Origin of the sequence: Thermophagus sp. OGC60D27 (assembly GCF_052400625.1) — a bacterium.
Lineage (GTDB): Bacteria > Bacteroidota > Bacteroidia > Bacteroidales > Marinilabiliaceae > Thermophagus.
In genome coordinates this window covers 408,689-431,309 of the sequence record NZ_JBQTGH010000002.1, presented here as the reverse complement: position 1 = coordinate 431,309, position 22,621 = coordinate 408,689, and the positions used below count along the sequence as shown (strand labels likewise).

At 41.9% G+C, this 22,621-nt stretch carries 17 protein-coding genes; 8 read left to right on the top strand and 9 right to left on the bottom strand.

What is annotated here, in order from left to right:
- Positions 1 to 29 precede the first annotated feature (29 nt).
- From ACT29H_RS03945 to ACT29H_RS03930, 4 genes are all read left to right on the top strand, one after another.
- On the top strand, positions 30 to 2,768 hold the full coding sequence (locus ACT29H_RS03945) for a DUF3352 domain-containing protein (RefSeq protein WP_444820296.1): 2,739 nt from the start codon (positions 30 to 32) through the stop codon (positions 2,766 to 2,768).
- Between the two features lie 177 nt (positions 2,769 to 2,945).
- Positions 2,946 to 4,640: a Na/Pi cotransporter family protein gene (locus ACT29H_RS03940; protein ID WP_444820295.1), complete on the top strand. Its 1,695-nt coding sequence runs from the start codon at positions 2,946 to 2,948 to the stop codon at positions 4,638 to 4,640.
- Positions 4,641 to 4,737: 97 nt separating this feature from the next.
- Positions 4,738 to 5,100 (top strand): carboxypeptidase-like regulatory domain-containing protein, encoded by a 363-nt coding sequence (locus ACT29H_RS03935; RefSeq protein ID WP_444820294.1) that lies wholly within the window; start codon positions 4,738 to 4,740, stop codon positions 5,098 to 5,100.
- Positions 5,101 to 5,259: 159 nt separating this feature from the next.
- Positions 5,260 to 5,715, top strand: coding sequence for a toxin-antitoxin system YwqK family antitoxin (locus ACT29H_RS03930; RefSeq protein ID WP_444820293.1), 456 nt, complete (start codon positions 5,260 to 5,262; stop codon positions 5,713 to 5,715).
- Between the two features lie 10 nt (positions 5,716 to 5,725).
- On the opposite strand, the gene ACT29H_RS03925 is transcribed toward ACT29H_RS03930, so the two are convergent.
- From ACT29H_RS03925 to ACT29H_RS03905, 5 genes are all read right to left on the bottom strand, one after another.
- Positions 5,726 to 5,977: an SHOCT domain-containing protein gene (locus ACT29H_RS03925; protein WP_444820292.1), complete on the bottom strand. Its 252-nt coding sequence runs from the start codon at positions 5,975 to 5,977 to the stop codon at positions 5,726 to 5,728.
- Positions 5,978 to 6,061: 84 nt separating this feature from the next.
- Positions 6,062 to 7,333 (bottom strand): peptidase U32 family protein, encoded by a 1,272-nt coding sequence (locus ACT29H_RS03920; protein WP_444820291.1) that lies wholly within the window; start codon positions 7,331 to 7,333, stop codon positions 6,062 to 6,064.
- The gene (locus tag ACT29H_RS03915) at positions 7,308 to 9,164 is read right to left on the bottom strand and encodes an LTA synthase family protein (protein WP_444820290.1); all 1,857 of its coding nucleotides are present in this window, start codon (positions 9,162 to 9,164) and stop codon (positions 7,308 to 7,310) included. The genes ACT29H_RS03920 and ACT29H_RS03915 overlap by 26 nt, the downstream gene beginning before the upstream one ends.
- A gap of 471 nt (positions 9,165 to 9,635) precedes the next feature.
- Entirely contained in the window at positions 9,636 to 11,243 is a 1,608-nt protein-coding gene (locus tag ACT29H_RS03910) for a 4Fe-4S dicluster domain-containing protein (protein ID WP_444820289.1), read from the bottom strand.
- A 109-nt stretch (positions 11,244 to 11,352) separates the two neighbouring features.
- Positions 11,353 to 12,267: a DUF362 domain-containing protein gene (locus tag ACT29H_RS03905; protein WP_444820288.1), complete on the bottom strand. Its 915-nt coding sequence runs from the start codon at positions 12,265 to 12,267 to the stop codon at positions 11,353 to 11,355.
- 329 nt (positions 12,268 to 12,596) lie between these two features.
- Between ACT29H_RS03905 and ACT29H_RS03900 the strand changes: the two genes are divergently transcribed.
- Positions 12,597 to 13,874: a hypothetical protein gene (locus tag ACT29H_RS03900; protein WP_444820287.1), complete on the top strand. Its 1,278-nt coding sequence runs from the start codon at positions 12,597 to 12,599 to the stop codon at positions 13,872 to 13,874.
- Between the two features lie 15 nt (positions 13,875 to 13,889).
- On the top strand, positions 13,890 to 16,856 hold the full coding sequence (locus tag ACT29H_RS03895) for a TonB-dependent receptor domain-containing protein (protein ID WP_444820286.1): 2,967 nt from the start codon (positions 13,890 to 13,892) through the stop codon (positions 16,854 to 16,856).
- A 244-nt stretch (positions 16,857 to 17,100) separates the two neighbouring features.
- On the opposite strand, the gene ACT29H_RS03890 is transcribed toward ACT29H_RS03895, so the two are convergent.
- Entirely contained in the window at positions 17,101 to 18,087 is a 987-nt protein-coding gene (locus ACT29H_RS03890; protein WP_444820285.1) for a Gfo/Idh/MocA family protein, read from the bottom strand.
- A 177-nt stretch (positions 18,088 to 18,264) separates the two neighbouring features.
- Here ACT29H_RS03890 and ACT29H_RS03885 point away from each other — a divergent pair, with 177 nt between their 5' ends.
- A complete protein-coding gene (locus ACT29H_RS03885; protein WP_444820284.1) occupies positions 18,265 to 19,575 on the top strand; it encodes a hypothetical protein in 1,311 nt (436 codons plus the stop codon).
- 99 nt (positions 19,576 to 19,674) lie between these two features.
- Complete coding sequence (locus ACT29H_RS03880; protein ID WP_444820283.1) at positions 19,675 to 20,400, top strand: DUF6320 domain-containing protein; 726 nt, start codon at positions 19,675 to 19,677, stop codon at positions 20,398 to 20,400.
- Here the strand turns inward: ACT29H_RS03880 and ACT29H_RS03875 are convergent.
- The 3 genes from ACT29H_RS03875 to ACT29H_RS03865 all read right to left on the bottom strand — a co-directional run bounded on the left by ACT29H_RS03875 (position 20,397) and on the right by ACT29H_RS03865 (position 22,584).
- Positions 20,397 to 21,047: a CPBP family glutamic-type intramembrane protease gene (locus ACT29H_RS03875; protein WP_444820282.1), complete on the bottom strand. Its 651-nt coding sequence runs from the start codon at positions 21,045 to 21,047 to the stop codon at positions 20,397 to 20,399. The genes ACT29H_RS03880 and ACT29H_RS03875 overlap by 4 nt on opposite strands.
- Positions 21,048 to 21,493: 446 nt before the next feature.
- The gene (locus ACT29H_RS03870) at positions 21,494 to 22,021 is read right to left on the bottom strand and encodes a PepSY-associated TM helix domain-containing protein (RefSeq protein ID WP_444820281.1); all 528 of its coding nucleotides are present in this window, start codon (positions 22,019 to 22,021) and stop codon (positions 21,494 to 21,496) included.
- Between the two features lie 5 nt (positions 22,022 to 22,026).
- Positions 22,027 to 22,584 (bottom strand): OB-fold nucleic acid binding domain-containing protein, encoded by a 558-nt coding sequence (locus ACT29H_RS03865; RefSeq protein ID WP_444820280.1) that lies wholly within the window; start codon positions 22,582 to 22,584, stop codon positions 22,027 to 22,029.
- Positions 22,585 to 22,621 lie beyond the last annotated feature (37 nt).

Below are 22,621 nucleotides of genomic sequence, written 5' to 3'. Positions count from 1 at the left end.
TTGTTATAACGTAATAAAAGATGCTGTTGATGACCAAACGAAATTTGAGCATTATTGGAATTATTTTCATTTTCCTGGTGATAATCACTGCAATCTTTTGGAATTTATACCGGCATCAAAGTTTTAATACCGAAAGGACACTTGACGCAGTGCCGGCGAATTCGCCAATGGTTCTGAGAATCAACTCGGCCAATAATCTGATCGGTAACCTTCGTGACAAAATCAATTATCGGAAGGAGTTGGAAACGTTTGAAAGCTTATCTTCGGTATTCCAATTTCTCAACTTTGCTGACACTGCATCTCTGTTTTCTTCAGGGGCTGTCAGTGATCTTCTTAAGTTCCCGGTCTATATCTCATTCCATAAAATAGGGAAAAACTCTTTTGAATGGAGTTTGCATTTTGCAGTTCAGAATCAAGCGCATCAAAACGAACTAAAATCCTGGATCGATCGTCACCAATCCAATCAGCGTATTTACACCGGATTCTCCATTTATCAAATTTCCTTCTCGCATTCAAAAGAGAGCAATATTTTTGCGACCCTTCAAAACGGAGTATTGACAGTAAGTCCTTCCCCACTCATGGTGGAGGCATCCATCCGTCAGCAGCAAACCGGTAAATCACTAAGAAGCAACGACCAATTTGTAAAGCTCAACAAAACCACCAATCCCGGTGCAATAGGCTCCCTTTTCATCAATTTCTCAATCTTGCCTGAATTTTTAGAGCCATTTTTTTCATCCGATTCCAAAAACAATGCCTCCTTTTTCGGTCAAATAAGTTCCTGGGGGGCCATTGACCTTCAACTAAAAAAAGACCGACTGACATTAAACGGATTTCTTTCGGACAGTGAATCCTCAAAATTTATTTCACTATTCGAAGGAGTTAAATCCCGAAAGCCAACCCTGGCAGAAGTTCTTCCATCTGATATAAAGCTTTTTCTGAGCTATAATTTTTCCGATAATATCCGTTTCATCAAAAACCTGAAACGTCACATTTCACACTCAGAAAATCCGGACAATTTTGAAACTTTCAATCAGCAATTTAAAAATGCCACAGGCCAACATTTTATCGATGCGTTTTTTAATTTGGTAGATGGCGAGTTTGCCATGGCTTTTTCCAATCTCAATGCAAGCAATCCCAAAGAAGGACGGTTCCTTATTTTCAGAACAAAAGGACAGGCCACTTCGCTTCCAAAGCTTAAAGAGATGCAGGAATATTTCGGAATTGCATCTGCCCCCGTTGCCAGATATAAGGTGGATGAATCTACTTCATTCCCCATCTACCGTGGTTTTCCAAAACAATTGGTAAAACAAGTATTGGGACATTTATTTCCGGATACCCCGTTGCAATACTTTTCGTTTTATCGAAACTATTTGATTTTTGGGGATAGTCAGAAATCTCTGCAATCGTTTTTATATAATAACGTCTTAAACCGGACTTTGCAATCTCACCCCTACTTTTCCTCATTCATGGAAAACTTTGCTTATGAGGAAAACCTCTTTCTCTTCGCCGAAATTCCCCACCTCTATTCATTTATTGGTCCTCATCTTAACCCCGAAAAGTTCCATCCTACAAAAGAACAGAACAGAGAACTATTTAACTTTTATGGTGCTGGATTTCAATTGTCGCATAGCGCCGGCCTCAACTACATTACTGCCTGTGCCGATTACACCCCTCATCGCGATAAAGAACCCCGCACCATTTGGCAAAGCAGGCTCGATTCCACCGTTATTATGAAACCGGCTTTAGTCGAAAACCATTACACCCGAGAAAAAGAAATCATGGTTCAGGACCAAGCCAACAATTTATACCTTATCAATAATATGGGCCGTATTTTATGGAAAAAACCACTGGACGGCCCCATCAAAAGTGAAATTTTCCAAATTGACTATTACCGCAACAAAAAACTGCAATACCTCTTTAATACGGAGAAGAAGCTATATCTTTTAGACCGAAACGGCAATCATGTCGCCAGATTTCCCTATACCCTTCCGTCAAAGGCAACCAATGGTTTGTCCGTCTTTGATTATGACAACACTAGGAATTACCGAATCTTCCTGGCACTCAACGACAGGAAAATATATCTTTTTGATAAATCCGGAGCCCGAATTCCGGGGTGGAATATTCCTCAAACCGAAGGAATTGTCAGACAACCAGTCCAGTTTTTCAGAAACAGCGGCAAAGATTATATTGTTTTCAGTGATCAGTATCGAAATTACATTCTGGATCGCAGAGGCAATACAAGAATTACACCGAATAAAGTCTTTATCAGAAATAACCTAAGTCCCTTTTATCTGGAATACCCCAATTCAGATAAATCTGCACTTATCACCACTGCATCTGATGGTTCCCTGGCCAAAATAATGTTGCCCACCGGAAAAACCATACTAAGATCTGAAACCAAAGTGGAAAACAGTGAACACTATTTCACTCTTCTGCATGAAAACAATCCACAATACATACTGGTAACCCCCAATCAATTACACATATACAACACCTCATTGCGATCAGTGGTCAACAAAGCATTTGATCAGCCGATAAAAGTGTTCGCCGACATTTATAAATTTTCATCTTCTGATTTTAAGATTGGTCTTGTTTCCGAAACCAATCGCAAGATCTACCTATTCAACAATGATGCAACGCTATATAAAGGATTTCCGTTAAAAGGTACAACACGGTTTTCTATAGGATTTTTAAAATCTTCTGCCTACAGATTTAATCTGATAACAGGAGGTGAAAATAATTTTATTTACAATTATCGAGTGGAATAACGCTTCACTCCCGTAAACATTTATAAATTATCTATGATGAAAGAAGATAATGATCACTAATGGCCCTGAGACTAGTAAATGAGAACTTGTCCGAACAACCCTGTAACCAGGTACCATCCTGGCAATCCAATTTTCACAAAAAATTATTAAACCAACGATTTTCAGAAGAAAAACGCAATGCAGTATTCTTTTTTTGATTTTCTCTCATTAATCGGCTCACTGGGTCTGTTCCTTTATGGCATGAAGATCATGAGTGAAGCCTTACAAAAAGTCGCCGGAAACAAATTACGGACGATTCTTTCGGCCATGACTTCAAATCGCTTTCTTGGCATTTTTACAGGTTTTATGGTAACGGCTATCATTCAATCTTCATCGGCCACTACCGTGATGGTGGTGAGTTTTGTCAATGCCGGGCTTATAACCCTGAAAGAATCCATTGGAGTCATCATGGGGGCCAACATTGGGACAACTGTCACCGGCTGGATCATTACCCTTTTCGGATTTAAAGTCAAGATCAGCGCCTATTCGCTTCCCCTTATTGGTTTAGGCTTGCCTTTTATCTTTTCAAAATCGGGAACCAGACGCTCATATGGCGAATTGTTGATAGGCTTTGCTCTGCTGTTTATGGGGTTGGAGTATTTGAAAGGATCCGTTCCCAATATTCAGGGAAATCCGGAAGTTCTTAGCTTTTTACATCAATATACAGACCATGGCATTTGGACCACCCTCCTCTTTTTAATCATAGGAACGCTTTTAACGATCGTTGTTCAATCATCTTCGGCCACCTTAGCTTTGACCTTTGTCATGTGTAACGAAGGATGGATTGAATTCAGCCAGGCTGCTGCCATGATCTTGGGCGAAAACATCGGAACCACAATTACCGCGAACCTGGCTGCAGCCATTGGTAATATCAGCGCAAAACGAGCGGCAAGAGCCCACTTAATATTTAACCTTTTAGGAGTCATCTGGATGTTGATAGTGTTTAACCAATTCACGGGGCTGATAGACTCTTTTATGACCCGCAACGGAGGTGCTTCTCCCAACGATTCTCCGGCCGCTATTCCTACTGCTCTGTCTATATTCCATTCTGCCTTTAACATCATAAATGTTCTCATCTTTGTTTGGTTTACTCCTCTCATACAAAAAGCTGTAGAATATCTGGTGCCTTACAAAGACAATGAAACAGACGAGGAATTTAGATTAAAATACATTACCACTGGGATGCTATCCACCTCCGAGCTTTCTCTTCTTCAAGCCAAAAAAGAAATTCAATTTTATGCCAAACACACGACCAAAATGTTCGGCTTCGTAAGAAAAATGATGAATGAAGATCGGGATAAAAAATTTAACAAACAGTTTTCAAAGGTTCAAAAATATGAAGGCATCAGCGACAATGTGGAAGTGGAAATAACCAACTACCTGGCACAAATTTCACAATACAAACTCAGTGAGATCGGTCGGAAACGTCTGAGGTCTATGCTTAAGATGGCCGGAGATCTGGAAAGTGTGGCCGACAGCAATTTTAATCTGGCCAGAACGGTTAACCGAATGCGGGAAAAAAATATCAAATTCAAAAATTCTGCTTTGGACAAACTGGAACTCATGTTTAACCTGGTGGAAGAAGCCCTTTCGGTCATGAGAGAAAACCTTCAGCAAGACGAAATGGCGGTCTCTTTGGCAAAAGCAAGGCTTCTGGAAAGACAAATCAATAACTACCGCAATCAGTTAAAAAGTGAACACCTGGAGAATCTGGCCAATAAAGTTTATTCCTATGAAGCAGGCATCATTTTTAATGATCTTTTCTCCGAATGTGAAAAACTCGCTGATTATGTGATTAATGTATCGGAAGCGGTAGAAGAGGTCGGAATTTAATTATCCCATAATACCCATTTAATATTGTATTAACATGACAACTGTATTTTTGATGCAAAGAATTTAACCACGCTGAAGTCAATAAATACAGAAAATCATGAAAACCATTTTATCAATTATTTTACTGGGATTCTTTGCCATCCAAACCATGGATGCAGCTTCCGGAAACAAAAAAGAAAACCCCGCTCAAGAAGTGGCTGTAAATAGCACCATTTCGGGCTCCATCATAGATGAGCTTTCAGGTGAAATATTAACCGGTGTGGAGGTTAAACTCTGCGGAACTGATATCAAAACCTACACCGATTTTGAAGGTCAGTTTTCTTTCAATCGGATTAAACCAGGCGATTATTCCGTGGAAGCAACCATCATATCCTATGAACCGGTGACCCGGAAAATTAAAGTAAACACCGGCGAAATACACGCCCTAAAGATAGAGCTGGAGCCAGTTACTACCAGATAAATTAATTTCTTATCTATATTATAGCAGGGAAGGCGATCGGTATCGTCTTCCTTTTTTTTTATCAAGGTTTTGATTTTATAACTTTAATCGTAATTTTACATCAACACACAAACAGGAACAAGTTGGGAGGCTTTTGAAAATCATAAAAATAAGAAAGCCATGAAAAAATTAATTCTATTGCTTACAATGGTCGCTGCTACCTCCATGATGCAGGCCCAGCTTGTTGAAAAAGATGGAATATACTTCGATTCCAACAATCATCCCTATTCCGGAACTTACATTGAATATTTCCCAGACGGGACTATACACCTGGAAATGACTCTCCTGAATGGCAAAAAAGACGGACCAACCACTTATTTTTATCCAAACGGCCAAAAAAAGGAAGTTCGTTTTTTCAAGGCCAATCTAATGGATGGCACTTGGATTACATGGGACGAGAACGGCAACAAAAAGGCTGAAGCCCGATATAACAATGGCCAAAAAGATGGCAAATGGTTGATTTGGGATGAAAACGGCACCTTGCGGTACGAAATGGAATACTCGGGGGGCGCCAAAACGGGCGTGTGGTCCATTCGTGACGAAAAGGGCAATCTGATAAGCCAGCGTCAATACTAAAAAGATATTATTAGGATCCCATAGAATCCAGAGACAAATCTTTCAACTTCTCTTCGTATTCCTTACGGTCAATTTCACCTTTTGCATATCGTTTTTTTATGATGGCAAGAGGTGAAAGTTGGTCTTCATCATCTTGCAATACTCTTTTGGCCTTTTTGGATAACCACCACAGAGCAGGCACCGCAATAAACCATCCCCAACCTATCGTCCATGCTCCGGCAGATTTCTTTGTTTTCTTTATCTTATTCTCTTGGTTTTGCATAACAATGAAATTTTCAAATTCTAAAATCTCAATATACGCATTTCTTATAACAAGGGAAAGACCGGAAATACTATTGAACAAAAATTATGATAGCTCTTTTTTCGGGACGGTAACCCATTTATACAGCTTATCCGACCTTCTGATTTTTACCCCTACAGGCATGGAAAAGCGATCCCCTTTTTGAACCTCTTCAACAGGGTTAAGATCAAGTCTTAATTCCGGCACTTTCATTTCCACCACCCCGGTGGTAGGACCGGTAATTAATATTTCATCGCCTACTTTTAGATTTTTTGTTTCCAACAAAAATTCAGCGACTCCGATTTTAGGGAAATAGTTGGTCCCTTTACCGATATAAACTTTCTTTCTGGTGGCCAGAGATCCGTAATTGGCACTCCATTCCCCAAGTTTCTGACCCAAATAATAGCCATCCCAGAAGCCACGGTTAAAAACCGATGCCAGCCGTTGATTCCACTGCGCTATCTTCTCCTGCGAATAGGATTCATCCAACACCGAATTGATGGCTTCGCGATAGCATGACACCACCGTCTTCACATATTCCGGTCCCCTGGCACGTCCTTCGATTTTAAATACCCGAACCCCGGCATCTATCATCTTATTCAAAAAATGGATGGTCTTAAGATCTTTGGGCGACATGATGTATTCGTTATCCACCTCCAGCTCCTTCCCTGTTTCTTTTTCGGTGACGATATAGCTTCGTCTGCAAGACTGAAGACATCCTCCCCTATTAGCAGAAGAATTCATTTGGTGCAAACTCAGATAACATTTCCCTGATATGGCCATACATAAAGCACCATGCGAAAACATTTCAATGCGGATAAGCTCACCGGAAGGACCTTTGATTTGCTCTTCCTCGATGGCTTTATGGATGCCTTTTACCTGATTCAGGTTCAATTCACGAGCCAGAACAACCACATCCGCAAACCGACTGTAAAATTTAAGCGCCTCCACATTGGATATATTGACCTGAGTAGAAATATGGACTTCGACCCCCTTACTGTTGGCATAATGAATGGCCGCCTGATCGGAAGCAATAATAGCAGATATCCCACTCTCTTTGGCCGCATCAATAAGCGCCCTCATCACAGGCAGGTCATCGTCATACAACACCGTATTTACGGTAAGATATGTTTTAACATGGTGCTTTCTCGCAATGTCAACAATTTGTCGCAAATCATCGGTGGTAAAATTGGCCGATGACCGCGACCTCATATTTAGCTTTTCTGCACCAAAATAAACCGAATCGGCTCCTCCCTGAATAGCTGCCATGAGAGATTCATAAGAACCCACCGGAGCCATCACTTCAAAATCACTATTTTTCAATCTCTTTTCTGCCATTACTCAATCTTTCCTTAAAATCTTTCGCTATTATTTGCATCAAAACTTTCGCTTTCAGGCTATCCTCTTGCGTCTTGGAGCCCCTCATTTCCATTAGGCTAAAGTTGGTTTTATCGTACATTTCATAGATGGTATCATCAATAAATCCAAAGCCATCGGGATAGTGCAAAAAGGAAAAACCCTTCACCTCCTCATCCAAAACATTCTTACTGAATTTATAATCTGAAACATCCGCCCCCAATTGATTAAGAAGCGTGGCTGCCACATCAATTTGTGACGCAAAAGTATCAACAATGGTATCCTTCACCGACAGGGCACCCCCCGTCCACAACATAGGAATACGGTATCTTCTGGATTGTGTATATCCCAATTTTTCAGGACCCACAACCCCATGATCGGCCACTAAGATAAACAACGTATTATCCCATAGCCCGCGAGCTTTTACCTCATCAAAGAAGTGTCCCAAACAACGATCGGTGTAATGCACCGAATTAAGATAGTCGTCCTCCTCCACACGTTCCATGGGAACATCAAAAGGTTCATGACTGCTTAGGGTAAAGAAAAAACTAAAAGAAGGCCTTTTAGACGCTTCCAAAATGGTTAATAAGCGTTCAAAGGTATATTGATCGTGCACGCCCCATTTCTTCCCCCTATATTCGGCAGGAAAATCGTCGATACTCGTTACGTGGTTAAACCCTGCCAAGGTAATCAACGATTTCATGTTCTTAAATTTCATATCCCCACCATACATAAAGTTAAGGTCGTCATATCCTATTTCCTTAAGTTTTTGGGGAATAAAATTTAGATGGCGCGACTTTTCCGGATACTGCATGATGGAATATCCGGGGATGCCCGGATAACCGGTGAGCACGCCAACAATTCCGTAATCCGACCTAAAGCTGGTGGCATATGTATGGTTAAAGAAAACCCCCTCTTTTATCAGCTTATTAAAATGAGGGGTTACACTTTCTCCTCCCAGTATTTCGATGGCCTGGGCCGAGAAACTTTCCAGAAGAATGATAACAACATCCGGTTTGTCAGTATTTAATATTTTAGGAAATTTCCCTGACTGATGCATTAAAACGTTAAACTGATCCTGAGCCGTTTGTTCATCCATAAAATGGTATTCACCATCTTTTACGGCACTCCTCTTCATGGAATAGGCCAGATTCCAAATAGGATTTACAGCCGCATTATTGGCAAACAGGTAATTGGAAAAATAGGCCACCCCCGTATTTATTGGTGCCACACTGAAACTTCCCCGGATGGGCAGAATCATCAATCCGCCAATCAATAAAGTAAACGCCCAGTTAACGGCCAGTTTTTTACCTTGAAATTTTTCCTGAAACCGATATTTGATAACAACATTTTGGAAAATCCATATCACCAGCCATGATGCAATACCCCACACAGCAAAAAATAAAAGAGCCTCGCTCCAGTGGATAGAATTAAAAATAATGTCGGGTGTTTTTAAGAATGAAAGAGCCTCCCGGTTCAAATGTCCGCCCCAGTAACGAAACAAATTGATATCACCCAACACCAAACCTACCGATACGGGAATTAGAAAATAGTGAAGCCACCGGATACATCCATGGCAAAAGCTCTTCGTTACCGGTAAAGCAATTAATTGAAAAACGATGAGAAGCAGCATCAGATACCCCGAAAAAGATAAATCCATCCGAAAACCCGGTCCATAGCTCGCTAATATGGCCGACAAAGGCGTATCATTAGCAAATGAATAATTGACAATTATGAAAACCGTCCTGAAAAAAGCGAAGAAAACCAGCCAAAACAGATAATTCCGCAAAAAGGAGTATAAAAACCGCTTCATCTTTAAATCATTGTTTTATAAAATATAACCTGCAAAAGTAACATATTTGAGGTAATAATCAGAAAATAGATCTTCACCTAAGATCATTCCGACAATATCACCATTACCTTCCAAGAATTGATTCCAACTTCTGCATTTTAATGCTTCCTATTGGTTGCAAGCCCTCTGAAACCCGCAGCAGGGCACAAGAATTTAAGCAGGAGCACACCATTTTAAGCAGGGGCACTTCAATTTAAGCAGGACGACAAGATTTTAAGCAGGAGACCAAGAATTCAAGCAGGAATGGCTCAACCTTAAGCAGGAAAGGTCCAATTCAGGAAGGACGGCAAGATTTTAAGCAGGGACCCTACATCTCTATCCATGAAGGTCATAATTTACCCCAAATATGGACGACAAAGCTCAGCATGAATAAACCCCGATACGCAAATATCGATTTGTCCATTTATACATAAAAAACAGGATAAAAACCTTTTAGAAAGGAAAATCATCCTCAGGGATGCTCTCCTGCTTCCCCTCATCATAAGGTTGTTCCGCCTTTTGTTGAACCGCATTGCCGTTTACATAGATGGCCTTAAAAGGCGCCGGTACAGGACAGGGGTATTCGCAGGCGCCGCAACCGATACAAATCGACTGATCCACATGAGGAATCCGCAACCCATCTTTATAAGGCACCATGGTTACCGCCTTGGTGGGACAATGCTCGGAGCAAGCACCGCAAACAGTGCCATCGGTATAAACCACACAATTTTGTTGAACAAACACAGCTTTCCCCATCTGGGTAACCTGTTTTTCTTCTAGCGGCAACGGTAAAATGGCGCCGGTGGGGCAAACCTCTCCGCATTTATTGCAGTCGTAATTACAAAAATGGGTAGAATAGTCCATGTGTGGCTGCATGAACCCCGAAAGACCATATTCCGTCAATGCGGGTTGAAGAACGCCGGTGGGACAGGCAGCAATGCACAAGGAACATCCGGTACAAATATCATTGAACCGCTTGATGCTCACAGAACCGGGAGGCGCTACAGGGTGATCTTTTTTATTTCTGGCCAGTTTTTTTTGATGATCAGGAAGTTTTTCTTTTTTCAGAGCATAAATTCTACTTCCGCTAATTACGGCAAGGCCGGTCATCAACAATTTCCGGCGAGTAGAGTCATGCTTTACTTCATCCCGCCCTGTATCATCAGAAGAAGCAACCGTATTAGGTGTTGCACCTTTAATGGCGGGCCGCAGGGAAAGAGCCGATTCGGGACAGGTAACCAGACAATTAAAACACGTCACACATCGAGTTGTATCAACGGTATAATTTTTAATATCGATGCATTCACTTTTACATACCCCTGCACATTTACCACATCGGGTACAGGCATCCCGGTCGAATTGAACCTTAAAAAAAGAAAAACGGGAAATTTCACCCAACAAAGTTCCAACCGGACAGAGGGTATTACAAAAAAGTCTTCCACGTTTCCACGCAAAATAGCCAATGGCAGATATTACTACCAAGGTGAGAATGGCCGGTAAGATACTTGCCACCATCAAATTTTGATGGTAAAAGGAATAGACCTCAAATTTCTGCAAAACAGGGGCCATTATGCCATTATTAAACCAAATCACCACCGGTTTCATCAGATAAGTAAAGCCACGCGCTATGATGCTATAAGGATCGAGCCAGGTAACCAACCAACCGGCACCCACCATAATTGCAATAGTGGTTATCCCCAGAAACGAATACCTTAAAACCGGCTTTGCTTTGTGGAACTTGAAAAAACGTTTCTTTTTGGATTTCCTTCTGCCAAAATGATTCACAATATCCTGAAAGATGCCCAACGGACAGATGGCAGAACAGTAAATGCGACCCGTTATTAATGTCAATAGCATTATCACCAGAAATCCACCGGCTGACACCAAGGAAAATACTGCAAGAAAATGCAACACTGAAGGCAGAAACTGCAAGTAGGTGATTTTGTCGAATCCCATATTAGGGATCCATCCATAGATATCAACAAACAATGATGTGATCAAAATCAGTACCGCCAGAGCAATGATAACACGGCTCCTTTTCAAGATCTTATATAAAAGCATATTTATCGGTTAATTATCTGTTGGGCACAAATTTCTTCAATTTTAAAAGCTCGTTTCAGGAAAGTCAAAACAGGCAATACCCCTACCCATCGTCCTCAAAAAAATATCCTCACATTTTAATTCTCTTAATCGAGAGCTGTTCAAGATTCATGGTTCCCAGCCCCATTTCATTGGCGATGGCGATGTGTTTAATATTTTCGGGTTTTTCACCAAACATCAGGGTCGCTGCAGCATCCACTGCCACGATATCTCTGCCGGCGATGAGTGCCTTTAAGTCGGCCACATCTGATTCAGAAACGCCTCTTGGTCCTTTCCGTGTCAACATCCGATATCCATCCACAATATTCAGGTCCGGTTTACGATAGGTCAAAAAATCCGCGATACATTGACTCAAGTCATTCCCATGGTAAAAGCGACGATCCCAGATAACCCCCATCAGATTTTTCATGGCCAGCGAAACCGTTGTGGAACCATGATGCTTAAGGATAGGAACATTAATGAAAACATCGGCATCCAGAAGATCGCGGTGAATTTTAGCTTTTTTCAACCGGCGTCCTCCGGGAACAGAAATATCACGATAAAAAGATTCCGTGTTACCCGGAACCACTTTGGCCCCCGCCTCTCTGGCCATTGGTTCAATCTGACTGTTTCGATAGCAACGGTCCCATTGGTCACAGGTATGGTCGAACACCACCACCTCGGAAGCACCGGCATCCAAACAACTCTTAACAATCCGAGAGATCAAATGCGGATTGGTATTGGCAGCTCTTTCGGGGGGGACATCCCAGCCAATGTTGGGTTTAACCAAAACTTTCTGCCCGGCTTTTACAAACCGTTTCATTCCGCCCAAAGCTTCCATGGCTTTATCAAACATATCGGGTGCTTCACCACCCCTAACGGCCGCCAGATCGTATTCTCCCTCTTCGGCCGACAACCCCATGGCATTCAATCCACCAAAATCCGGAAGCAACAGGCTTGCGACCCCAACGCCTGCACTTTTAAGTAAAAAATCTCTTCGCTTCATAAGAACCTCCTTTGTGATTAATATTAGATCAACCAATCAATGGAAAATATTGAGGTATAAATATAAACACAAGAGGGCACATTTACACTGACAAACACTTAATTTATAGTTGTTTTAAATAAAATAAAGGGGTAATCATCCCATTATCTCCCTCACCCTTTATGCCTAAATATTTTTAAGGTTAACCGAATATTAAGTCCGGCAAATATTCTTAACAGTTTATTAAAAACGGCTTAAGGTACAGGCAATAATAGCATTGTTCTTTTGTACTGTCTGAAAAAGGATAAGATAAGACAAAACAAACGAACAAACTAAAAACCAAAATGACCATGAAAAATCGTTTCAAAAACATGAGTTTACTCCTAATCTTAGGAGTCGTCGTTTCATTCAGCTCCTGCAGCGAGGATAACGACAGCAACGTAGATGACAACAACAATAGCAATGACGTTGAAATAATAACTAAAAACATTACCACCAACACCACCTGGACCAACGACAAAATCTATCAATTGGGAGGCAGAATTGCCGTTACCAACGGGGCCAAGCTCACCATTGAAGAAGGAACCATTATCAAAGGGGAAGTAGGGACCGGCGCCAATGCTTCCGCATTGTTAATTGCCAAAGGATCACAAATCGAAGCTGTTGGCACTTCTGATAATCCCATCATTTTTACATCCGTGGCCGACGAAATCGATTACGAAAGTGTTGCCAATGGTGATTACACCAGTCCCAACCTTGATCCGGATGCCAACGGATTGTGGGGAGGTGTTATCATTCTGGGAAATGCCCCTATTTCTGTTTCCGGAAGTACGACCGCTCAAATAGAAGGTATCCCCAGCACCGACACCAATGGTCAATATGGTGGTGACGATCCCAACGACAATTCAGGAAAGTTCAAGTATGTTTCTATCCGTCACGGTGGTGCCAACATTGGCGAAGGCAACGAAATCAACGGTCTCTCTCTGGGTGGAGTAGGGGATGCCACCGAAATCGAAAACATAGAGATCGTCGCTAACCAGGACGATGGCATTGAATTCTTTGGAGGAACCGTAAACATAAAAAACGTGGTGGTATGGAACGTGGGAGACGATGGACTGGATACCGACCAGGGATGGAACGGAACCTGCGATAATTTTGTGGTGATTTCGCCTGCGGGTCACGTTTTTGAATTGGATGGTATTGAAGGAGATAAAAGCAGTCAATCGGTTATTGAAGCCTTTGGATTTCATACCTTCAAAAACGGTTATGTGATTGCCAAAACCAATGATGCTACCTCCAAAGATCTGGTGAATCTTGATCCCGAAACATCTGTCCAGTTCGAAAATGTATTCTTCAATGTGGTTCAGAATGGACAAAAGATCAACCTTCAGGATAAAGAAGATGACAACGACAATGTTATTGCCGAATATACAATGCCGGATGACTTCCTTGCCGGTGTTGCCACCCAATTTACCAATGTTGTTTTGAACGTAACAGATGTTACGCCTCACATCGACGGAACAGTTGAAGGCATTAGTGCCGGTACAGCTCCCGCCGCACCCGGCGACATTGACCTTTCAGTATTCGACGGATGGACCTGGTCAGAAAATTCAATCATCTCCTGGTAATCAATCTTAAATAAAATGGTATCAAACAGACTTGCTTCCACCTTCGGACATGCAAGTCTGTTGTTTTATTGCAATAAAAATAGAATTCAACAAAACAAACGGATGTACAAGATGAAACCATTTATTATTGCTGCACTGTTATTGATCCTAACCTTTACTTCATACGCCCAACAGAAAGGGACCATCAGAGGAACAGTATTTGACGGATCCACGGGCGAAACGTTGGTAGGAGTGAGTGTCGTAATCAAAGATCCCTTCACCGGCACGGCCACCGATTTGGATGGTAAATTTTCACTGGATATTGCTCCGGGAACCTATCAATTACAATTATCCTTCATCTCCTTCCAACCTCTTATCATCAAAGATGTGGTTGTAAGGCAAGGAGAAATAACCCTGCTAAACAACCTTACATTATCCCAAAGTACCGTGGAACTAAAGGACGTGGTAGTAACCGCCAAGGTTATCCGGAATACAGAGGCGGCCCTGAACACCATGAAAGCCAAGTCGTCGGTAATACTGGACGGCATCTCGGCGGCCAAAATCGAACTCATCGGTGACGGAACAGCGGTAGAAGCAGCCAAAAGGGTAACAGGAGTTTCCATTGAAGAGGGCAAATATGTGTACGTTCGTGGTCTGGGCGACCGCTATTCCAAAACCACCCTCAACAACATGGATATCCCCGGTCTGGATCCCGACCGCAACACTCTTCAGATGGATATTTTTCCCACCAGCATCATGGACAATATGGTGGTGAGCAAAAACTTCACAGCCGACCTACCGGCCGATTTCACGGGGGGACTGATGAATGTTACGACCAAAGATTTTCCGGATAAAAAGATCTTCAGCTTATCGGTCAGCACCGCCTATAACCCCAATGTTCATTTCAATTCCAAATATCTAAGCTACGATGGGGGCAGCACCGATTTTCTAGGGTTTGATGACGGAACACGTGCGATGCCCGACTACATACCGCCCACCAACCAACTGGTTCCATCAAGCTCAAATGCCACAACCGTCAATCAATTTGTCAACCAATTTTCGCCGACTCTTGCTGCCAACCGTCGAAACAGCCTCATGGATTACAGTGCCTCACTTTCTTTTGGAAACCAAATTGAGATGAAGGGGAATGGCGGAAAATCGCCGCGACTGGGATATATCTTCTCGCTTTCCTACAAATCGAAATACAAATATGACGATGACGTTCTATATGCCGATTATCAAAAAACGCTCGGCGATGATAATTTTGAGATGATTTATTCTACCCGCCAGTCGGGTGCGGTGGGAGAAAGACATCATTTAATCGGATTATTAGGGGGCATCGCCTACAAAAACAAACTCCATAAAATTCAATTAACCGCCATGCGGCTGCAGAACAGCATCAGCAGCGCCGGAAAATTTTCTCTCAATAACAACAGTTCGGCCGTTGGCCAATCGGGCTATCATGCCACTTCCGATCAGTTAAATTATAACCAACGGTCTCTGACTAACATTCTGTTACATGGCAACCATCTGTTCGAGAAAAATAAATGGAAACTTGACTGGCGCTTTTCCCCAACTTTTTCCACTTCAGATGATCCCGACATACGTAAAACAGCTTTTACGCACGAAGGGGGAGAATATCTTTTTAGTGCGGGAGCCGCCGGTTTTCCATCAAGAATTTGGAGGGAGCTAAGCGAATTCAATGTGTCGGCAAAAATCGATCTGTCCAAAAAATACAACATCTTTAATCATGAGGCCATAATAAAAGTGGGTGCCGCTCATAACTATAAATCACGCGACTATGACATCACCAAAATGGGATATCAGTTTACCGACCTAAATCTCTCGTTCGACGAACCGGATGCTTCTTTGGTTCTTCTACCGGGAAACATCTATGGCTATGGCGACGGAAACACTTACATTTTGCCGGAAAAAAGTCCTTCAAACAGTTATAACTCCAACGTAAACAATACTGCATTTTATATTTCCAATGAATTTTACCCCATAAAAAAGCTAAAAACCATTCTCGGGATTCGGATGGAAAATTATGGTATGAGACACACCGGCCAAGATCAAAACGGATCACGAGTTCTGAACAACGAAAAAGTATTGGAATCGTCAAATCTGTTTCCCAGCATTAACTTGATTTATGAGGTGACTGACCATCAAAACATCAGAGGAGGATATTCCAAAACGGTGGCCAGACCATCATTTAAAGAATTATCCTTTGCCCAGATTATTGATCCCATCAGCAACACCATTTTCAATGGTGGATTGTATGCTGTGGACGACTGGGACGGAGAACTGCACGAAACTTATATAAATAACTTTGACCTTCGATGGGAAGTGTTTGGGGAAAAAGGTCAGAACATCTCTGCCAGTGTTTTTTATAAACAATTTGATGACCCCATAGAACTTGTAAGGCTAACCTCATCCTTCACCAGTACCGAATATCAACCAAGAAATGTGGGTGACGGACAACTCTATGGCTTTGAATTAGAATTCAGTAAGAACCTGGATTTCATATCACCTATTGTCAAAAACTTCAATATTTCCGGAAACGTCACCCTTACACGCTCCCAAATTGAAATGACCAATTCGGAATATTTGTCAAGAAAAAAGTTCGAAAAAAACGGAGAAACCATTGATCAAAACAGGGATATGGCAGGGCAATCACCTTATGTGATCAATGCCGGCTTCAGTTATAACAATTATGAGGAAGGTTGGGCCACGGGATTGTTTTATAACGTAAAGGGATCGACCCTTTCCATTGTAGGCGGTGGCGTGTTTCCGGACATTTATACGGAACGTTTTCATAGTCTCAATTTTTCCCTAAACAAGAAGCTGGGAAAGAATAAAAAGACCAAAATAGATTTCAAAGTATCGAATATTCTGGATCAGACCAGAGAAAGTTTCTTTAAATCGTATAAAGCGGAAAATCAACCTTATAGCATACATCATCCCGGCAGGGAATTGAGCATTGGCATAAGTCATCGTTTTTAAATTATTCAAAATCCATCCGTTTGTTGAAGTCGGGAGAGGCCTCTTAGCGTTCGTCGCGGGGGTCTCTCTTTTTTTATGAGGTAGGAGGTAAGGATTCTCCATAACGCCCCTTTGGGGCGGGTGACCAATCCTGCTAATCAATCATTCTTAGCCCCCAAGGAGCGAAAGTCTGAAGAAAGGTCGAAGGCTTTTGCAAGGAAGGACCTTTCCCTCCAAGCCCCGAAGGGGATGGATAGGGACTCCATTAAAGAATTACCCATTCCCCTTTTTCTGCCGAGTGTCGCACGGCATCGATCACTTTCATGTTATTAATAGCGTCAATGGCGGGAAGGGGTAAAGAAGAACCTTCCATCACCGCTTTTGCAAAAGCATCAAACATGATCCCATAGGCATTTGAAGCGGGAAATTCCACCTCTCTGGATCCAACTCCATCCACAACCGTGAATTTGGCGGGCACATCCACAAAGGTATTAAAAGGGATATGAACGGTGATACTGCCTGCTGTACCCACAATATCCACCTTCTGGAACGGCTGGGACGTGGTAGAAACGGTAAAGGTGGCCCGAGGACCTCCAAAATCCATGATGGCTGACGAATGCATATCGGTTCCGAAGTCGGGATGAGCGGTCTGCAATGCCATTAAGCGTTGGGGTTCCCTACCAAAAATAAATCGGGCCACAGATATGGCATAGCATCCTATATCCATTAAAGCTCCCCCTCCACATTCAGGCTTGTTTCTAATATTTGATGCAGAAGGATTATTGTAGGAAAAAGAAGTATGGACATACTGGATTGCTCCAATCTGATTGGTTCGCACAATATTCCATACTCTTTCCCACATGGGATGGAATCGATACATAAAACCTTCCATTATCGGGACCCCGGCATCCTGAGCTTTTTGGATCATGGCTTCAGCCTCATCGGCATTCATGCCAAGAGGCTTTTCACAAAGCACCGGCTTTCCTGCTTCAATACTTTTTTCCACCCATTCCCGATGCAAATGGTTGGGTAGGGGAATGTAAACCATATCCACCTCGGGGTCGCTTAAGACCGCCTCATACGAACCATACCATAAAGGGATTCCAAATTCTTTGGCCATAGCGGCCGATTTTTCAATGTTACGCGATCCAATGGCGTAGGCCTCACAAAATTGAGTCTCCATCAATGGCAGTACAATCCGTTTCAGGAAATGGTTTGAAGTTCCCAAAATGCCTATTCTTAACTTTTTCATAAACAATTCTATTTAAATTATTTAAACCTTATCATGTTCCAGATCTACACACGAATCAATGCTTCATCCACAAGCGGAGGGAACAAAATCTGTCATTGACATCCCCTGTTCCGGAAATATTAATAAATTTGTGATTATTGCAAGATAATTACTATTCAGCCCATAAAAATACCTTTTATGGTCAACAAAAGCCAACAAAATATTAATCCAAAAAATAAATTCTGGTTACCTCTGGACAATGCTGCAAAGATATTCCCGGCCATTGCGACTAAGGAAGTAACAGCAGTCATCCGTCTCACCGTAATCCTTAAGGAACCGCTAAAAATGGAGCCCTTCCGGCGGGCAGTATTACAGGCTGAAAAACGCTATCCCTATTTTTTGGTCCAACTGCGCAGGGGCTTTTTCTGGTATTATCTGGAACATCTACCTCAACATATTCCCATCGAAGTGGATGATGGGGAATGCAGCAGGAAATTTTCGGGAGGGGAATTATTGTTGAGATTTTTGGTTTGGCACAACTCAGTGAGCCTTGAAGTTTTCCATGCATTGACCGACGGAGCAGGTGCGTATGAATTTTTCAAAACGGTACTTACGCTCTACTCTCAGGAGTGTGGTGCCACCATCCCCAAAGACTATCCATTTAAATCTCCGGGAGAAGAGATCCCGGAAGAGGAATATGAAGATTCCTATAAACGATACTTTAAGGAAGAGATACCCCCAATCGTGAAGCGATCGAAAGCTTTTCATGTTCCTTTTTCGGTTAGGCCTTCACCGCGCTTTCAACGAATGAATGTGGTGGTATCGATGGAAGACATTAAACGAATCTCCAAAGAAAAGGGAGTAAGTATCACAGTATATCTGGTAGCTGTGTATTTATATATTCTTCAGGAAATTTTTGAAAAGCTAAATCCCTTAAAGCGACTGTCCCGCCATAAAATTCTTCGCGTACAGGTCCCCATCAATTTAAGGAACATTCTTCCCTCAGGTACGATGCGCAATTTTTCATTGTTTGTGATGCCGGAGATAGATCTTCGGCTGGGACATTACACATTTGAAGAGATCCTTAAAACGGTATATCATCAAATGCAACTGGAAACAGACGAGAAACTACTCAACAAAAACATTTCGCGCAACGTGGGCAGTGAAAAAAGCATTTATGTAAGGAGCATTCCCTTGTTTATCAAGAGCCTGATCCTTAAATTAAAATTCAATTCACTGGGTACCAGCCAATATAGCGGGGTTGTAACCAATTTGGGGAAAGTAGATTTACCCCCAGAAACCGGCAATATGGTTGATTACTTTATATTGACAGCGCCGCCTCCCAACAAATTGTTAAAAATTAGTTGTGCCGCCATCGGTTTTAAGGATAAACTGACTCTTAGCTTTGGTAACATCACCACCTCTTGGGAATTTGAACAAAATTTCCTGAACTTTTTAAAATCACAAAATATTTCCATAGAAACGATTTACTCAGACAGCAAAAAATGAAACGAGCCTGACAATGTAGGGTTGTCACCCAAGAAGATGGAAAAACCCCGGAGTCATGCGAGTTCCATCGAACCAATAACTTAACTATAATTTATAGGGATGAAAAGATGTTCATATTGCGGTGTAGAGTTGGAAGAGAATGCCAACTATTGTTCCTTATGCGGTGAACCATTCAATGCCAAGGAGCAGGAAAACCAAGTGGCCTTGCAGTCGCGGAAAAAGAGCAGTGAAGAGAAATTAATGTCCGACTATCAAAAATTATCCGTTTCACAAAAGAGAAAGATATTTAACAAAATAACAGCCATAATTCTATTCTCAGGCATGCTCATCACGATGATCATTGACTTGATCATGAACAATACGATCAGCTGGTCCCAATATCCGTTAGCGATAGCACCGATCCTGTTGTTTAATATCATAATAACATCACTTATATCAGGCCGTGCTCAGCTATGGATGCTATTAAGTTTTCTGTCTCTTTCGGGGCTTTTATTAATATTGGACAGTTTTACCGGTTCCACGGGCTGGGGTCTAAGCCTGGGCATTCCCTTACTTCTGTCCTCTTATGTATTGATATTTTCCATTTGCAAAATAATTGCTAAAACCCCACAAAAGGGGCTAAACATAATTGCTTATGCCATACTGGGTTCAGGTGTTTTCTGTCTTTTCGTGGACGGGATTATTTCTTTTTATCACAAGGACCCATTTCTTTTGGGATGGAGCCTCATCGTTATTGCCGCGGCCGTATTTATTGCGCTCCTTCTGCTATATATTCATTACAGGCTGAAGAAGGTTACCGATTTGAGACGTTTTTTCCACATCTAAAAGACCACCCACAATTCAAGCCACAAATCCCTGTGCGACACCAGATACAGGAACAGACCACCCAGCCATCCGTGCAGGATTCCTAAGGACCATAGATTCTTCCACTGGAAATAGGCGGAAATAAAAAACAGCTCCATCACCAGAGTAAAGCCCATCAGGAGTAGATCGGGGAAGTGGGCAAAAGAAAACAATATGGACACAATTATTATACTCTGGTTTTCTCTGAACTTTAAGGATTTAATGTCTCGTAGGTTTCCGGCAATAATCCCAATCATCAAAAATTGCTGAATAAGTCCCCAAATGGGATAGAGCACCAATACGGGCAGGAGGCTCCACCTTAAAAATCCATCTTCTCCATACCTCACCTCATAAAATCCAATAACAAGGAAAGCAAAAAGTGTAAAAGGGAAACAATATTTAAACGTTTCAAAAAAACCTTCTCTTCTAAAACCCCAGTTTATTAAAATTTGCCGATTGGCTTGGTAACTTGACAAAATATACCAAACCCAAAATAAAACAGCACTGCTAATATAGAAGAGTCGGAATTCCAGCCAGTCAACCAGAATGTATTTCAATACTCCGGTAAGTATGACAGCATTGATTTCAAACCATCTTCGTTTATCCGATATTCCGGTATTTTGCATCATATGAGTTGAATAATACGGTCATCTGTTGTTTCAATTTCAGGATTTGCTGATTGGCACAGAACAATTTCCCACAAATACGATGGTGCCGGGTTATCAAAGCCCACGCGTGAAACTGACGTCACAAACTCCGCATGCGTGTTTTTGAGCGGATCAGCACCTTATTTTGTCGAAATATAGTGTTCGGGTAATAACGCTTAACAATTTAGTACTTTCTCCTTTATATTCCTAAATATAAGCTTCACGAAAACACCGTAAAAAAAATTTTTGCAGACAACTTTTCTTCTATGGGCGAAAAAATATCTGCCCCGATAAAAAATTACGACTCGATAACATGATCAAAAAACGGGATGATGATATAAAAGAGAGGAGGTAGACCAACAAAAAACAGGGATGTTGGAAAAAGAAAGTTCTCCTTTTCTGCAACATCCCTTACTATAAAAAACAGATTACAAAAACCCGAACATCACCACCAGGATGACCCCGGCCAGGAACCACCAAACGCCCCGCCGGAAGAAGCCATTTTTCCCGGGCACCATAAAAAGTCCCGAGATTGCCAGGAATATTAAAATCACGGCATAGATGTCGGCGATGAATCCCCATCCTTTAATCTGGTTTTCGTGTAGTCGGCTCATGAAAATCACCAGTGGCCGATCTTTATAGGTTTCAAAATTGGTGATCCCTGTGTTTTGATTGTACTCACCCATTCCTCCGGGGAAGTAAAAAACCACTTGATCGGGACGTTCTTCCAGATAGGTAATCTCTTTACCGTCGGCAATGGATGTCCATTCAGTTTTAAGTCGATCGGCGGATAAACCGGATGACAATTGAAGCGACTCCTTTATGGTTTTGACCCCCATCTTGTGATGAAGAAAAATACCCGAAAGGGCATAAACCAAAGTAATTCCTACCACGAAATAGCCTGCGTCGCGGTGAATGCGACGCAGCCATAAACGAATTTTATTTTTTGCCAACATATTATTTAATCTATCACCTCGTAATTTATCCCATCCAAATAAAAAATTGAATAGAAATTTTTGTTGTTGGCTTTCATCCAGTCACGCATTTCCTCAATGTTGGCCAACTCGGCACTACACTGATTTTCATCGATTTCGGCCTTTTCTTTTTGCTCAATGGTTTTTTGTTCCCACTGATTAATGTATTCTTCGGAAAGACGTTTTTCTCGCACGAAGCCTTTCACCACCATCCGGGTGCCATTAAGCTCAGAATTAAAACCTCCTATTTCACCTTTAGCTTCCACGCGAATAGAGGTTTTTCCGCTTTCATCTTTCAGGAAACAACGTTTACCGGAATGTTTACAAACATGAGTCACCACACCTTTAACCGTTACTTCTTTGTCGACGTTGTCAGTCGCTTTATCCATCAATTGATCCACATTCACCGCCATTGCTACATTGACGCTAGATGATTTGTCGACGGCGTCCCTGTTTTCAACATTTTTATTGTCTGATTTACGCCCGGATGAAACGCAGCCGGTCAGCATTAAGATGGATGCCAATAGAAAAAATAATTGTTTCATATTATAGAAATTTAAATTAGTGGAAAAATGTCACAAG

Coding starts and splice junctions, on each gene's coding strand:
- ACT29H_RS03915 (WP_444820290.1), bottom strand. CDS start 9,164: ATGAAGCGGTTTTTATACTCCTTTTTGCGGAATTATCTGTTTTGGCTG.
- ACT29H_RS03895 (WP_444820286.1), top strand. CDS start 13,890: ATGGTATCAAACAGACTTGCTTCCACCTTCGGACATGCAAGTCTGTTG.
- ACT29H_RS03945 (WP_444820296.1), top strand. CDS start 30: ATGACCAAACGAAATTTGAGCATTATTGGAATTATTTTCATTTTCCTG.
- ACT29H_RS03880 (WP_444820283.1), top strand. CDS start 19,675: ATGAAAAGATGTTCATATTGCGGTGTAGAGTTGGAAGAGAATGCCAAC.
- ACT29H_RS03940 (WP_444820295.1), top strand. CDS start 2,946: ATGCAGTATTCTTTTTTTGATTTTCTCTCATTAATCGGCTCACTGGGT.
- ACT29H_RS03920 (WP_444820291.1), bottom strand. CDS start 7,333: ATGGCAGAAAAGAGATTGAAAAATAGTGATTTTGAAGTGATGGCTCCG.
- ACT29H_RS03935 (WP_444820294.1), top strand. CDS start 4,738: ATGAAAACCATTTTATCAATTATTTTACTGGGATTCTTTGCCATCCAA.
- ACT29H_RS03885 (WP_444820284.1), top strand. CDS start 18,265: ATGGTCAACAAAAGCCAACAAAATATTAATCCAAAAAATAAATTCTGG.
- ACT29H_RS03930 (WP_444820293.1), top strand. CDS start 5,260: ATGAAAAAATTAATTCTATTGCTTACAATGGTCGCTGCTACCTCCATG.
- ACT29H_RS03875 (WP_444820282.1), bottom strand. CDS start 21,047: ATGATGCAAAATACCGGAATATCGGATAAACGAAGATGGTTTGAAATC.
- ACT29H_RS03910 (WP_444820289.1), bottom strand. CDS start 11,243: ATGCTTTTATATAAGATCTTGAAAAGGAGCCGTGTTATCATTGCTCTG.
- ACT29H_RS03890 (WP_444820285.1), bottom strand. CDS start 18,087: ATGAAAAAGTTAAGAATAGGCATTTTGGGAACTTCAAACCATTTCCTG.
- ACT29H_RS03905 (WP_444820288.1), bottom strand. CDS start 12,267: ATGAAGCGAAGAGATTTTTTACTTAAAAGTGCAGGCGTTGGGGTCGCA.
- ACT29H_RS03865 (WP_444820280.1), bottom strand. CDS start 22,584: ATGAAACAATTATTTTTTCTATTGGCATCCATCTTAATGCTGACCGGC.
- ACT29H_RS03900 (WP_444820287.1), top strand. CDS start 12,597: ATGAAAAATCGTTTCAAAAACATGAGTTTACTCCTAATCTTAGGAGTC.
- ACT29H_RS03870 (WP_444820281.1), bottom strand. CDS start 22,021: ATGTTGGCAAAAAATAAAATTCGTTTATGGCTGCGTCGCATTCACCGC.
- ACT29H_RS03925 (WP_444820292.1), bottom strand. CDS start 5,977: ATGCAAAACCAAGAGAATAAGATAAAGAAAACAAAGAAATCTGCCGGA.